14 protein-coding genes and 2 pseudogenes are annotated in these 14,564 nt (G+C 37.3%); 11 read left to right on the forward strand and 5 right to left on the reverse strand.

Annotation, left to right across the window (positions count from 1 at the left end; translation table 11 throughout):
* Positions 1-178: 178 nt before the first annotated feature.
* The 5 genes and pseudogenes from SLP02_RS14945 to SLP02_RS14965 form a co-directional block, all read left to right on the forward strand.
* Positions 179-412 (forward strand): annotated as a pseudogene (locus SLP02_RS14945) (reverse transcriptase domain-containing protein); the annotation flags it as partial.
* A gap of 520 nt (positions 413-932) precedes the next feature.
* Entirely contained in the window at positions 933-1,067 is a 135-nt protein-coding gene (locus SLP02_RS14950) for a hypothetical protein (protein WP_413467205.1), read from the forward strand.
* Positions 1,068-1,306: 239 nt separating this feature from the next.
* Positions 1,307-2,065 carry a tyrosine-type recombinase/integrase gene (locus SLP02_RS14955; protein WP_319421480.1) on the forward strand — a complete coding sequence of 253 codons (759 nt, stop codon included), beginning with the start codon at positions 1,307-1,309 and terminating at the stop codon, positions 2,063-2,065.
* A gap of 433 nt (positions 2,066-2,498) precedes the next feature.
* Positions 2,499-5,780, forward strand: a complete 3,282-nt coding sequence (locus SLP02_RS14960) for an ATP-binding protein (RefSeq protein ID WP_319421481.1) — start codon at positions 2,499-2,501, stop codon at positions 5,778-5,780.
* Between the two features lie 2 nt (positions 5,781-5,782).
* On the forward strand, positions 5,783-6,211 hold the full coding sequence (locus SLP02_RS14965; protein WP_319421483.1) for a DUF7680 family protein: 429 nt from the start codon (positions 5,783-5,785) through the stop codon (positions 6,209-6,211).
* Between the two features lie 32 nt (positions 6,212-6,243).
* Here SLP02_RS14965 and SLP02_RS14970 read toward each other — a convergent pair whose 3' ends face one another.
* The 5 genes from SLP02_RS14970 to SLP02_RS14990 are packed head-to-tail and all read right to left on the reverse strand — an operon-like array spanning position 6,244 to position 8,035.
* Positions 6,244-6,681, reverse strand: coding sequence for a type II toxin-antitoxin system VapC family toxin (locus SLP02_RS14970; RefSeq protein WP_319421484.1), 438 nt, complete (start codon positions 6,679-6,681; stop codon positions 6,244-6,246).
* 9 nt (positions 6,682-6,690) lie between these two features.
* Complete coding sequence (locus tag SLP02_RS14975; RefSeq protein ID WP_319421486.1) at positions 6,691-7,068, reverse strand: hypothetical protein; 378 nt, start codon at positions 7,066-7,068, stop codon at positions 6,691-6,693.
* Between the two features lie 36 nt (positions 7,069-7,104).
* Positions 7,105-7,455, reverse strand: a complete 351-nt coding sequence (locus tag SLP02_RS14980) for a four helix bundle protein (RefSeq protein ID WP_319421488.1) — start codon at positions 7,453-7,455, stop codon at positions 7,105-7,107.
* Between the two features lie 28 nt (positions 7,456-7,483).
* Positions 7,484-7,837 carry a type II toxin-antitoxin system PemK/MazF family toxin gene (locus SLP02_RS14985; protein WP_319421490.1) on the reverse strand — a complete coding sequence of 118 codons (354 nt, stop codon included), beginning with the start codon at positions 7,835-7,837 and terminating at the stop codon, positions 7,484-7,486.
* A 3-nt stretch (positions 7,838-7,840) separates the two neighbouring features.
* Complete coding sequence (locus tag SLP02_RS14990; protein WP_413467206.1) at positions 7,841-8,035, reverse strand: hypothetical protein; 195 nt, start codon at positions 8,033-8,035, stop codon at positions 7,841-7,843.
* Positions 8,036-8,199: 164 nt separating this feature from the next.
* Here SLP02_RS14990 and SLP02_RS26710 point away from each other — a divergent pair.
* The 6 genes and pseudogenes from SLP02_RS26710 to SLP02_RS15030 all read left to right on the forward strand — a co-directional run bounded on the left by SLP02_RS26710 (position 8,200) and on the right by SLP02_RS15030 (position 14,486).
* Positions 8,200-11,124, forward strand: a pseudogene (locus tag SLP02_RS26710) (DUF1156 domain-containing protein).
* Between the two features lie 122 nt (positions 11,125-11,246).
* Complete coding sequence (locus SLP02_RS15010; RefSeq protein WP_319421495.1) at positions 11,247-11,423, forward strand: type II toxin-antitoxin system HicB family antitoxin; 177 nt, start codon at positions 11,247-11,249, stop codon at positions 11,421-11,423.
* Between the two features lie 49 nt (positions 11,424-11,472).
* On the forward strand, positions 11,473-11,706 hold the full coding sequence (locus SLP02_RS15015; RefSeq protein WP_319421496.1) for a hypothetical protein: 234 nt from the start codon (positions 11,473-11,475) through the stop codon (positions 11,704-11,706).
* 19 nt (positions 11,707-11,725) lie between these two features.
* Complete coding sequence (locus SLP02_RS15020; RefSeq protein WP_319421497.1) at positions 11,726-12,121, forward strand: type II toxin-antitoxin system VapC family toxin; 396 nt, start codon at positions 11,726-11,728, stop codon at positions 12,119-12,121.
* A gap of 350 nt (positions 12,122-12,471) precedes the next feature.
* Complete coding sequence (locus SLP02_RS15025) at positions 12,472-13,626, forward strand: hypothetical protein (RefSeq protein ID WP_319421498.1); 1,155 nt, start codon at positions 12,472-12,474, stop codon at positions 13,624-13,626.
* Positions 13,623-14,486, forward strand: a complete 864-nt coding sequence (locus SLP02_RS15030; RefSeq protein ID WP_319421499.1) for a hypothetical protein — start codon at positions 13,623-13,625, stop codon at positions 14,484-14,486. The genes SLP02_RS15025 and SLP02_RS15030 overlap by 4 nt, the downstream gene beginning before the upstream one ends.
* The last annotated feature ends 78 nt before the right edge of the window (positions 14,487-14,564 follow it).

Genomic DNA, 14,564 nt, shown 5'->3' on the forward strand with positions numbered 1-14,564 from the left:
TTTACTTCACTTACATTGCCATGACAAGGTTCACCGAAATCATAGCAAGAAGAACAAGACCAAAGCTAGCAGCCACAAGTAAAGGTGGAATTTATGTATCGAGGAGCGGTATGACTTGAAAGGGTCACGTACCGTTTTGAAGCCGAGTCACAGAGGCGACTCTCTGGCTTAGGTTAACAGACCAAGACGCTCATGTCATGATGTTAGAGAAGCACTACATAATGTAATTAAGACAACTCCAAAGTATGTATTAGATGTAGATATTAGCCAATGCTTCGATAAAATAGACCATGAAAAGCTACTCAAAAAACTAAATACATACTCTACCTTACGTAGACAAATACGAGCTTGGCTAAAAGCTGGTGTATGGGATGACAAACAGCTTTTCCCCACATCTGAAGGAACGCCCCAGAGAAAATTAAAGCTACAAGAGGCGCATTATGTGAATGGTGTGGCGGTTTAAATAACAAAGTATCTTCTAATCGCATCCACGCAATGTATTTGTAAAGAATTTTGAGGGGTACTAAAAGAATACTATATGCTGGTACTATTTTTGTAGTATACAAACATTTCATACTGGTTTTGTACTCTGTTATTCAAATACTTTCCTTTAGTTACTACTAGAAAAGTACTAAAAAGAAATAATTGCTGAACTCATAGAAGCCTTACACTGTATGTTTTATAGTTGTTTTAAAAACGGGACTGACGGGACTCGAACACTACGTGTTAAAAGCCTTTTAAATCAATACTTTAAGCTGGTAAGATTACAAAACAACAGTTTTTTACTAGAAAAATACTAGAAAGAAATGTACAGCAAAACCAGCAAGCGTAGCAACACGGTAAAGATTTCTACCGACAAAGATTATCTTCGGCTTCAATTCCTTTCAGCACTTAGTCGTTAGCTTTACGGACAGCGCCAGTTTTTAAAGAGTTTGGGCAGACAAGACACTCCAGAAAATCGTAAGTTGGCGGAAAGTTTAGCAGCAAGAATACAGGCTGATATAGATCACCCTGATGTTGAAACCCTCTTTGATTTAAGTCTGAAAAATATCTGGGTATCAAAGTAGAAAATGTTATTCTGCACCCAACCATCACAACCATTAAACTTGAAGAGCTATGGATTGAATTTGCTGACTACAAATACAAGACAGGGAAAATTTCTGAAACTACCTACAAAACCAAATACACTCGAACTTTTTCCAATTGGTTAAAACCTTACTTCGGGGAATATATATCTCAGGAGTTAGCAGAAAGAATAGTTTTTGAGCTTCAGAAGCAAGGGATAAATAAAACCAATCTTAGAAAGATGATTTCGGCTTTGAAAGAAGCTTGCGATCGCTCGATCAATCAAGGGAACTTAAATCGGAATTATTTTGTAGGGCTAAAAAATAATATCAAGCCACCTAAGAAGTCTAAACAACTTATTGAGGAAGAAGACTATCGGGCATTCACCCTCGAAGAAAGAGATATAATCATTGATACCTTTAAGACCTCTCACAAAGACAGCGAACGTCAGATTGCTAATTTAGTAGAGTTTTTGTTTTTAACAGGGTGTCGTCTAGGTGAGGCTTTTGCCTTTAAGTGGAAGAATGTTAAGTCAGAAAAAGGGTGGATTGTATTTGATGAATCTTACTCTAGTGAAACTAAAATCACCAAGTCTACTAAAACAGATGTAATTCGTATTTTCAAAATCAAGGGATACTCCCGCATAACTAATTTACTCCACCAAGTAAAAACTCATGATTTTGATCCTGATGACTATGTGTTTACTACTCTCAAAGGGAAAGAATACAACCGACTTAACCTTAGTGCTTTATGGTTAGGAATAGATAAAAGTAAAGAAGAAAATAAATATTACTATCTTGGTGTAGTTACTAGATTGGTACAAGGCGGAGAAATTAGTCAGTATCTTAAACCAAGCTCGACCAGACATACTTTTATCACTATCCAAGCTCATGCAGGTGTTGACCTTAAATTATTAGCTGATTCTGTTGGTAATTCTGTAGATGTAATTTACGAGCATTACCTAGACACAAATAAAAACTCTACTTTTTTTGATATCTGATGAGAGTTTTGTTATTTTAGACTGTCTACTGTGTCTACTTGTAGAAATAAATCTTTATAGTTTATATATACTAGTTACTTAAGCCTGTAGACTATCACTCAAATCAGATATACTGATTGTCTACTGCCTCAACAAGATAACAAGATACTTTACAAATTTTGAGTCTTGAATAGAGTGGAGCGCGATCGCGTTCCTTATTAACTTTAGTTGTTTGTTTCAGTGAACTAGGTACCTTGTATATGACACAAGATAGCTAGTCTCTATATTTATTTTAAATTTAAATACTCAGGCGATCGCATCTAACGACAGTTTATATGCAAGAAGGAGAAAGAACTTTCTAGAGTGTGGAAAAGACTAGAAATTTCGATATCACGAAATTTTCCGCAATTAAATGGGCATTTTAATAATAAGCTCTTAGCCTAAGACTTAATTTATGCTGCCCTCAATTTTTGAAACCTGTATCCCCAGAGAAGAAATACTAGCAGGAGAACTTTCTGTAGATCTTTTCGCTGCAAAACTCCGCTCGGTGGTGGAAGGAAAAGCCCCTCAGATATATCAAGATAGTGAAATTTTCTTTGCCAATACTTTTGCTACAGATGGGATTAAAACTCTGATTAGAGAGGTTTTTAGTAGGTTAACAGGCAAGTCATCAGGTTCACCTGTGATTAGACTAGAAACTAGCTTTGGTGGTGGGAAGACTCACGATGAGATTGCCTTATGGCATATCTGTAAAGAAGGAAATAAAATTCAAGACTTAGAAAGATTTGCCGAACTCGATTTAATTCCAGAACAACCAATACAAGTTGCTGCAATCGATGGTAAAGACTTAGATCCTATAAACGGTATTTACCATAGTGATTCAGGTATAACTACCAAAACTCTTTGGGGGGAGATTGCTTATCAAATTGGTGGAATACAAGGATATCAGTTATTGGTAGGAAGTGATGAGACAGGAATTTCACCTGGAACTTCTGTTTTAGATCGTTTGATTAACGATCGCCCGACAGTCATTATTTTAGATGAAATTGCTCGTCATCTGAGAGCAGCCAAAGCCAAACAAGTGGGAAAAAGCGACCTTGCAGAACAAATAGTAGCTTTTCTATTTTCTTTGATGGATTCAGCATCCTCTTGTCAGAATTTGGTTGTAGTTTATTCTCTTGCTTCAATATCCGATTCTTTTGCCGATGAAACTGAAGAACTAAAACAGAAGCTACAACAAGAATTACATCAAGTTCATCAGGATATTAGTCGTATATCAGCACGACAGGAAAGGGTTTTAAGTCCTTCAACCGATGTAGAAGTTTACAACATTGTCAAGCAACGGTTATTTAAGAGCGTTAGTACAGAAGCAGCCCAGAAGGCAGCATCAGAGTATTTCACTGCTTGTCGTGCTTGTCGTAGCAATTTACCCGATGCTTCTAAAGACGCTGGTTATAGTAAAGCGATCGCCCAAAGTTATCCTTTTCATCCCGAACTGTTTAATCTGCTAACCAAGAAAATTGCCTCAATTCCAGAGTTTCAAAAGACTAGAGGTGCATTAAGGTTACTAGCGCAAGTGGTTAGGCATCTATGGCGGAATCAAGAAAATTGGACACCAATGATTCACGCTCATAATATACCTGTGGGTTTGGATGAAGAAATAACCAATGATCTAACTTCAAGATTACAACGTCCACAAATGCGCCCGCCTATTGGCGCAGATATCTATAATCCTAGTGGTAGAGAAGCTTATGCTCAGATACAAGATGAGGAATGGATTGCAGCCGATAAACCGCCTTTTTCTAGTTGGGTAGCCAGGACTATATTTTTGCACTCTCTGACTCAGGGTGTTTCTTCTGGTATCAAAAGAGCAGAATTAAACCTGTCATTATTAACGCCAGGGTTAGAAGTTAGTTTTATCGATCGCGCCTTGGAAAGATTAACAGCAGTAGCCTGGTATCTCGATGACGATCCGATTACTTCTACGTCTCGCTTTAAAGAAGAACCATCGATTAATAAAATTGTCACTGAAGAAAAAGAACAGGTAGGACGTAGCGAAGCTAAAGACGACTTGCGATCGCGTCGCGATAGTATTTTTGCCAAGAAAATATTTACTCCCATTTTCTCTCCTGAAGGTTCTGGGGATGTAGATGATGTCTCCGATACTGTTGCGCTTTGTCTAATTGATTTTGACGAGGCTACCATTATTAACTCTGTTGATAGTCCACCTAATATTGTCGAGCAGATTTTTAATAATACGGGAGAATCAGGTAAATTCCGCCTGTATAAAAATCGTTTATTATTTTTAGTCGCCAACAAACAAGAAATAGAACGAGCCATTGACAATGCTAGAGAATACAAAGCAATTCAAAATGTTCTCCAAAATCAGACCCGTTTAGAAGATTTATCAGGTTCTCAACAAGAACAACTGCGTAAAAGAGAGGGAGGTAAAGATTTAGATGTGCGGATATCCCTGACTAATGCCTATCGTCATCTATTTTATCCCACAAAAGATGATGTTAAAGCTCCTACTGGGTTAATGCACTATGTCTTACCTGCTCAAGATTCTAGTGTTGTTAAAGGTAATAGCAATCAGCAGTCGATCATTCTCAAAGCTCTTAAAGACTGTGAAAAAATTCGTCCCGAAGGTTCTAAGCCTTTTGCCCCTGTTTATATTTTGCAGAAGGTTTGGAGTAAGGGGTTAGACCACTGGACAACCAAAGCTTTAAAAGATGCTTTTGCTAAAGATTTAAACCTCAATATTTTATTAGATGCAGAAATTTCTCTACTGCGAGACACCATTCGTCAAGGTTTACAGGATGGTCATTGGGACATGAAAGTAGGAGAAAAGGTTTACATTAAAAGCAATGTAGGGGCGAATGGTCATTCGCCCTCACCTGAATCAATTGAATTTAGCGATCGCCTGATTCTTTATCGTCGCGGAATTCTGCAACCACCCGAACCCAGAGTAATTGAATTAAATGCTCAGGTAATGCCCAGTTCAGAAGAGGCTAAACCTATCCGAATACGCTGGAAGGCAAAAGGAGCATTGAAAACTAGTCTCTATCAAGATGGAACTATAGTCCCTGGCGAGTTTCGTCCTTCTGATGAATACGAGACGACAATTACTAATACAACAATCTTTAAAGTGCTTGCTGACTATGGCAACGGAGAAACGGCAGAACAACAAACTCAAGCTGTAATTTCCCGAAATGGAAAAGTAAAAGAACCAAACGGTAAATATAACCCTGATGATGATGGCAATGGCAGCACTGCTAATTTATTCGATTATCGATCGCCTGTTATCGAACTCGATGGCACTGTCAATAAAGTTTTTACTGGCTTAATCGATCTGTGTGGCGATCGCAAAGTCAAAGAGATTGAGTCAATTGAAATATCAGTAGATAAGTTGCTTGATTACCGCAAATTAGGAACAGCTATTCCTTTATTAAATCGTTTTACCCTAAAAATAGACCAAATAGCAACTATTCAAGCAGGTGACGATCAGTTTGTACGTTTGGAATATCAAGGGCAAATGAAAGGCTTTCAGAGCTTCTTTAATACTATTAACGGACTACTTAATAGTCCCGAAGCTCAGGCTGATGTAAATCTAAAGTTAATCATTGATTTTGAGCCTGGTATCGCTCCTGGGGGCAAAGAATTAAACGATATTCATCAAGCACTTCAGCGCAATCCCGTAGAACGTCTCAATCTTTCTGTAAGAGTGAAATATTAATCATGCAAGAATTTCAATTACGGGTTGTTACTACAGACAATAATAGTTTTTTGCTGGAACTATATCAATGCGCTTATAAAAAAGCAGGTGAAAAAAAACGTCCTGCTGCGGAAAAGATTGGTTGTTTGAAAGGTAGTACTTTAAATGTTGTTAAGCAGAGTATTTATCAAATCCTCAAAGCCAATGACTACGATCCCAAATCCCTCTCTGCAAAGCGTCAATCTCCTTATATCTTGACAGAAGAACTAGGAGTGCAAACAGCAATCTTATTTCAAACAGTTAGCCCTCTTTCACAGCCAGATCGCATTATTAAAATTGCTCAGGGTATTTCGGCAATGAGTAATGAAGAGGCTCATTATTGGTTTGCCATGATTGCTAATGGAAGACGTAAGAATGCTTTAAAAGCCCTACGAATTTTGTTTGGGGATTAAATCAAAACTCGATTTCCTGCCATTTTTTTGCTTCAGTGAAGCGACTTAGATGCTTGACGTTGGTAGTTGCAATAACTATATATCTGCCTGGATATTCTTGCTCTAGCAGCTTGCAACTGAGCGCAAATGATTATGTCCGCATCAAGGCTTTTATCGTCTGCGGTGGGTACTCCTTGTATACGAGCTTCTGCCCAAAGACTAGCAGCTTCTATTATTACCTCGTTGCTTATTGGGAAAAAGGCTACTAATTTTTTGATTTCATCCAAATCTTCAATGCTATTAATATTAGGTTTCCTCAGAGAATCTAATATCAAACTTCTTCTCACCTCGTAATCACAAATGTAGCTACTGACCACAAAAATGCCTTTCGATAGTAGGGAAAATAGCCAATCATTAACAGCAATAGTTTCTTCTGTACGATTAGGATTACAAAGCTTGCCTAATACCCCAGAATCAATAAATACAATCATCTAATATGTTTATTTCTCGTATAGTTTGCGTCCTGGAGATCTTTCAGCGTCGATATTTTTTTTGAATCTTTCAAAAGCTGCTTCTTTTTCAGGTGATGGTGGTTCTTTTTTAATCCTCTCAATTCGCTTCTTAAGCAACTCGATCGCAGGTTGGTTTTTACGTAATTGTTCTTCTCTATCCCATGTACCGTTGCTATTTTGCTTTGACTTCACTTTGAGATGCTCTTTTACCGATCTTGCTTCTTGGGAATCCAAGGCGATCGCTTTATCGTAGCCTTCTAAAATTAAATAGTATTGCTCATTTTCTGTTTTCTCGTCGGGTACTAAAGCCACAAAGCGATTTAGATCGATAATTTTGCCACTTGGTAGTTCTATAGTTTTATTCATGGTGAAGTACGAAGTATGAGGTATGAAGGAAGAAGTTTAATCTGACAACTTGTTAATAGTTGTAACTAATAATCTTTGAATTTCGTCTGAATCTTTCAAAACGGATTCTATATAATTGCTTTTTGTTAATTCTACTCTTAGGGAAATAATTAATTGAGTGTCTAATTCTCTTGCAGAACCTAAAGCTATACGTAAAAATCTTATATATTCTTTTTTATTTTGTCTTCCATATCCTTCGGCAATGTTACTAGCAATAGAAACAGAACTTCTTCTAATTTGACTAGTCATTCCATATGTTTCGCTTTTTGGGAAATACGCAGTTAACTTGTAACAACGTACCGATAAATCAACTGCTTTTTTCCAAATAAACTGCTCTTTGTAGCTCATACTTCATACTTCATACCTCATACTTCAGTTAATAGATTCCGATCGCGATTTGAATTGCCCTTTGAATACGGGTGAATAATTCGGGGGTTATTTCGCCATAAGGACCACGTTCGAGATAGCGTTTCTCAATATTGGTCAGAACATCGCACATCGCTACAGAATCTAGATTTAATCCTCCTTCACCTTTTCTCATCAAGACACGGCTGGGGTTAGCTGCATCAGAAGTATCGCTAGAGAAAGGGACAACCAAGACAGTAGAACTATATTGATTGCGGATATCTATCGACACAACTACCACAGGACGTTTTTTGGTATCTCCAGACTGTTTTAAGGCTTTAGATAAATAAACCTGTCTTTGACGGGGAAAGTCTTCACTACTCATATTTTATTGGGATTCTGACCAAGGAAATTCCTCCCAAGCTGCGATCGCTTGTTCTTGAGTTTCCTCTACCCATTCTTTTTCAAACTCAATATCAGCCTGAGAACGGTTTTGGTAGAAGTTTCTTAACTGTTCCTCAATTTGTTGTTTGCGCCACAGACGTAAACCTTCTTCCACCGCAGCCGAACGGTTTTTGGTCATTTGGTCTACTTCTTCAAGTAACTGTGAGTCTACGGTGATTGAGATCCGTTGTTTCTGGGAATTATTAAGTCATAGGAGCTTATGTAACCTCTGTATAAATAATAATACTTTTTATATTACTTATGACTAAATCCCAACGTCCCCAGGTGTTCATTGAGAAAATCATGCCTGTAAAACTTCTCAATCAGCAGGTGTATTACGAACACGGGGGAAATCCTTTTAAGGGGTTACATCGTTGGTATTCTCGCAAGCCGTTATCTTTTTCTCGTGCTTCGGTTTTAGCTTCTCTTTTACCAGCAGATATTTCGATGGAAGAGTTTGAATATTTATTAGGTTTGCATCCAGAAAAAGACGGGATTAGTAGGGGCGTTTCGCGAAACGCCCTTACCAAAGAAGGAAAGATAAAGTTATATAAAACTCCTCCTACAAGTAGAATTATTGAGAAATTAGAGGAGTATTGCGACAAGGTTTGGGGTAAAAGAAAGCCTGTAGTTTTAGATGCCTTTGCAGGTGGCGGAAGCATACCTTTTGAAGCAGCTAGATATGGTTTAAATGTCCTCGCTTCAGACTTAAATCCTGTGGCTGTGGTGACGATGAAAGCAGCAATGGAATATCCCCTCAAGTTTGGGGCGGATTTACAGCAGGATATAGATAAATGGGTCAAGTTTGTTGGCGATGAAGCGGAGAAAAGATTAGCTGAGTTTTTTCCCTCGAAGTATGAAGAAAGAAGTACGAAGGAAGAAGGAAAGATAACTACAAACTTCATACCTCATACTTCAAACGTCAAACTTCAAAAGGTACAGAATTATCTTTGGGCGCATACGGTTGTCTGTCCTCATTGTGAGTCGGTTGTTCCTCTTAGTCCTAATTGGTGGTTAAGTAAGACGAGTAACTATGCTGGGAAAGGAAAAGAAAGAAAAGTTACGAGTGATTGGTATGCAGTAAAACCTATTCCTAATCCTGAAAATAAGCGAGTTGATTTTGAATTAATTCAAGGAAGTAAAGGAAAAGGTACAACTATTGAAATTTCTATGAAGTATGAAGAAAGAAGTACGAAGGAAGAAGCGATTACAACTTCATACCTCAAACCTCATACTTCAAACTTCACAGAATACGATCCTGATACCACAACCACTATTAGCAGAGGTGTTGGTAAATGTCCGAATTGCACCAGCGTAATTGAAGATGATGTACATTAAATCAGGCAAAATCATGTCGGATTAGGTCATCAATTATACGCAGTTGCTTACAAAGAAGGTAAAGGAGGTTTACAGTTTAGAATTCCTACGGATTTAGATTTAGAAGGTGTTGCTAAGAGCTGAACGAATATATTGAAAAATTAGAATCCTTTGGAATAAGTAGTATTGTTCCTGATGTAGAAGTTCCTTCACGGTCATATGACTGCTGAAAGATTATGATTAGCATTGGTTTAGATCGATGGGATAAATTATTCAATCCGCGCCAGCTTTTAACTCTTGTTACCTATGTAGAAATTATCAACGAGGCGAAATCTAAGCTACAGATAGAATACGAACCACAGAAAGGTAAAAGCGATCGCAACTTATTTAGCTTTGGTTTTAGATAGATGTGTTGATACTAATTGTAGATTATCTCATTGGCATACAGCTAGAGCTTCCATTGAAAGAGCATCTGCACAACACGCTTAAATTTAATGTGGAATTATCCTGAAGTTCAACGGTAAGGGGAATTATGGAATTCATGTGCAAATGCTTTTACTTCAGACTATACAAAACTTTGTTCTTATTTCGCTACAAACTTCGACTCATCAACCATCCCAGGATTTGTAAGGGCGTTTCGCGAAATCTATACCACAATAGATGCTTATCAGCCGATAGCCTATTTCACATCCCGACAACTCTGTAGACACAATTGTAACCGATCCTCCATACTATTCAACCATCCAATACGCCGAACTTTCAGACTTTTTCTATGTCTGGCAAAAACGCACTTTAGGCGATATATTTCCCGATTTATTTTGGTCGGAACTTACGGATAAAGATCGAGAAGCGGTTGCTAATCCTTCTCGCTTCCGTAATATGGGTGCATCTCCCGAAGAACTGGCTAAACAAGACTATGAAGCCAAGATGCAACTGGCGTTTAGCGAATATTATCGCGTCTTACGGGATGACGGGGTAATGACGGTACAGTTTAACCATAAAGAATCTGGGGCGTGGGATGTGCTGACTAAATCCCTGATTGATGCTGGCTTTGAGATTACCGCATCTTGGGCTGTTAGTACCGAAAACCCCCAGAATTTACACCAAGCAAAGAAAAACTCCGTTTCTAGTACCGTACTGTTAGTCTGTCGCAAACGCGATCCTGATGCCGAACAAGCCTGGTGGGATGACTTGCGCCCCGAAGTGGCTAACCTCGTCGAACAACGCGCCCCCGAATTTGAAGAGAATGATATTACAGGAATTGACCTATATCTCAGTGCTTTTGGTTCGGCTTTGAATGTCTTCTCTCGTTCCTATCCCATTTTAGACAGTAGCGGTGAAGAAGTACGCCCCGAAGTTGCTTTTGCCGAAGCTAGAAAAGCGATCGCAAACTATCGTTTCCGCAAGCTGGTACAAACCGACACCGCAGGTTTCGATCCTCTGACTCAATGGTATCTCCTCGCCTGGGATGCTTTCAAAGCCCGTGAGTTCCCATTCGATGAAGCCAGACAGTTAGCCCTAGCAGTTGGTGGTTTCGACGTAAACGATTTAGCCAAAGTCTATAAGCTGCTTGCTTCTAAAAGTGGTAGCTGTACTATCCTCACTCCCAAACAAAGACATAAAAAACGCGCATTTACCGTTGACGCGCAGAATTTTAACCCTGCATATCTAATCGATGGCTTACACGCAATCATGGCTATTTACGAAGAAGAACAAAACCCGCAGTTAGTTAGAAACTTCCTCAAGAATACGGGATTGATTAATAATGAAATGCTAATGAAAACTATCGAAATAGCGTTTAAAGTCATACCCAAAAGTGCTAGCGAACACAAAACCTTAACTTCCCTCTGGTTATCAATGGATGAAATTAAAGCCAAGGTGATTTATGAACAGACAAGATTATCTTTATGAAGTTTAAAGTTTGAAGGAAGAAAAAAGCAGTTACTTCATACCTCATACTTCATACTTCTTCCAAAACATCAAGAACTCTATAATAAGAAGATAAACTAAAAAAGCATCGTGAAAAAACAACTATGACAAAATGGCGTGTTGTATTAAAGCAAGATTCAGAAACAGGTGATTGGGCTGTTTGGTGTCCAGAACTACCTGGATGTACCTCATGCGGTGATACAAAAGAAGAAGCTTTAGAAAATATCGAAGAAGCGATCGAGCTTTATTTAGATAAAAAATTATCGGTTATTTTAAATTGAAGCATAGCGATTTATCGCATAATTAGAGTATGAGTTAAGGGCAAACAACATGAAAGTTAAAGGAATTATTCAAGGTAAGTCAATTCAGCTATCTGAAGCAGTTTCTGTCCCCGATGGAACAGAAGTTATGGTGGAAATTCCCGATCGCTCTTTGAACCAAAAAATAGACCAATGGCAAAAACTACAGGAAGTTATTGGTGCTTGGAAAGATGACCCAGAAATAGAGCAAATCTTTACAGAAATAGATCGAGAACCACGATCGTGGACGAGATATAGATTTTAATGCTTTTGAATAATTTTTCATGTATTTAATCGACACAAAAATAGCTTTTCTTAAGGGCAATAGCAATACTGCGGTAGTTAATCAGTTCCAATCAAAACATCAAGATTGCTATCTCTCTACCTTGGTTTTGGCAGAATTATACAAAGGAGTCTATTGTTCGAGTAAATTTGAGAAAAATATAACTGCTTTAAATCAATTTACTAGTTCGCTGCCTAAAGTAGATTATGACCAAAAAGCAGCTTTAGAATTTGGCAAAATACAAGCACAACTCAGACGCAAAGGTAAACCAACGGGAGAAATAGACGCTTTAATTGCAGCAGTCGCCCGTTCTCGACAAGATATCTTAGTAACTAATAATACTCGCCATTTTATTAATATCACTGGTTTACAGCTAGAAGATTGGTTAAATTCTTAATAAATTAAAATTTTTTCGGAATTATTTATTTCTTACCTGTTTGTAATTTAAGGCGATCGATATATTCTGCTGCGATAATACAAACTTTTCCGCTTTTATCTGCGATAAGCCTACGGCATGACTTCGTTACGCAATTGATTCACCTCGTTCTTGATGTTTAGCGATCGCTTTGTCTACCGCTTCTTGAAATATTGCGTCTATCTGTTGAGAATTAGCAAAATCAATATTATTCATAATTAATATACTTGTCAAGGGATAAGATCAATAGATTTACAGTTTATAAACAAACCAGAACACCTAAATAACTGCCAATAATAGAAGCTAAGTTTTATTCACTTCGGTTAGCTTTGATGGTTAGTTTTATAGTTTTTATCATTGGCATTTTTATACTAGCTTTAGGTGTGTCTTTGACCCTAATAGCATCCCTAATTCAGTTTGTACTTAATCTTATAATTGCTAATATTCTGCCAATTAGTTTTATACTATTTGGTCTGTTTGCGTTATTTGCAATTTTAGCGATATTTCTTCCTGAGCCAGAACAATCGAAAGAAGAGAATAGTTCTCAATATTCAACTGCACGAGCTTATACAAGAGAAAATATTGTATCCGATAAAGAGGAAACTGAGAAAACTACAATTAATGTCAAATCTACTGTAGTCAAGGAAGAAGCGAAATCAGATAAGAGCTATAAGAAAAAAACTTACCAAGCATCAACGAAGGATAGTACAAAAGAAAAACCATCTTCTAGTACCGAAAACAAGTATTGTAGTAAAAATAGTTTTCAAACGCAGACTAGTGTTTTATTTGAACGCAACTTAGAAACAGAAAGTCATTGCGAAATAGAAAGAGAGCAAATATATTATTCAAGTTTTTCGGACATCGAACCAGAATTAAAACGGTTAACATTATCTCCATCCCAAACCGCAATCAAATCGGGAAAAACAATACAATTTAAGCTTACTGGCTTAGATAAATTTGATAATCAGATAAAAATAAGCGATCGCATATCCTGGTCAGCTACAGAAGGAAGAATTGATTCTACAGGTTTATTTTCAATCGACTCTCAAAATGATGTTGTAGTTAAAGTCACAGCTAAAGTTGGTGCTATTAAAGTAACTTCGACAGTCAATGTAGAAAGCATTTGCAAGTTAATAGAAATACGTCAATTAAAGACTTTAAAAGTTGAGCCTGATTGTATTTGCCTAAAACCAGAAGAAGAACAAGTATTTAAAGCTTTAGGGTTCGATCAATATAACCACCCGATTGACTGTGGCGAAATTATTTGGTCAGCTACAGGAGGAACAATCGATCAAGATGGAAAACTGGTTGTTCGTAATTATACCAAAGGTATTTATCAAGTAACCGCTACATCAAAACATACCGCAAAACACGGTACAGCAGCTAAAACAACACTATTAACTCTTGGTGTATCAACTAGGATTTTATCGTGGGCGATCGCCAATGAAGAGTTTTTCGATGATATATTAACTCCTCTGCTAAATTGACTAATAATGACGATTCTTTGTCAGAAACCGATGCGCTGGTACAAGGATGGATAATCGAAATAGGACGACGTAGGATAGCTAAGTTACTAAAGAAAGCTAGTAATTTGTCTTTCAAAGAAGCTTTCAGTAATCTCAGTGATTCCATTGACTATCTAGTTTTACCTGAATTAAGAAAAATACAGTTTCGATTACCACCAAGCACTATTAAACAAGGCGATCGCATACAACTTAAAGTTATTGGATTAGACCAAGCAGGAGATAAATTAGACATTCAAGATCAAATTATCTGGACTGCTAGTTCAGGCAAAATAGATTTACAAGGCATATTTATTGCTAATGACGATACAGATAATGTAGAAATAACTGCAAAAGTTAAAGATGTTGAAGCTAAGATCGAGATTGATATTAAGCCAAGTCTTAAAAAAGATTATGTTGAGATAACAGAAAATCGCTTGGCGATATATTCACCTCGGTTTCTAATTCAAGCAGGACAAACTAAAAAGTTTCAGATTATTACAGAATTTGACTTACAAGGTAATCCCATAGAATATCAGGGAGAGCCAATTATTTGGGAGACAACAGCAGGAATAATCAATTCAGAAGGACTATTAATTACTCCTGTCACTAATGAAGATCTATATATTGAAGTCTCAGCGAAAGTAAGTATGTCAGAACTTATTTATTCGTTTCACACTACAGGGTTACATGAATATATATCTAGTTATACTTCAGAGAAATTGTTGAGTATAGCTGAAGATATGACTAATTTAGTAGATGAGTTAACTTGCTTATTGAGCGAAATGCCTCAGTTGGAGCAGGAAATAAACGAACTAGAAACTAGTATGGAATTACATAACTGAAATTTTATAAAAAAGTCTGAAGAAAAGCAGTTTATTAGATTAGATTTGAAATCTCATACCAAGTTTTATCATAGACAC

The sequence above is a fragment of the Pleurocapsa sp. FMAR1 genome (genome assembly GCF_963665995.1).
Classification (GTDB): domain Bacteria; phylum Cyanobacteriota; class Cyanobacteriia; order Cyanobacteriales; family Xenococcaceae; genus Waterburya.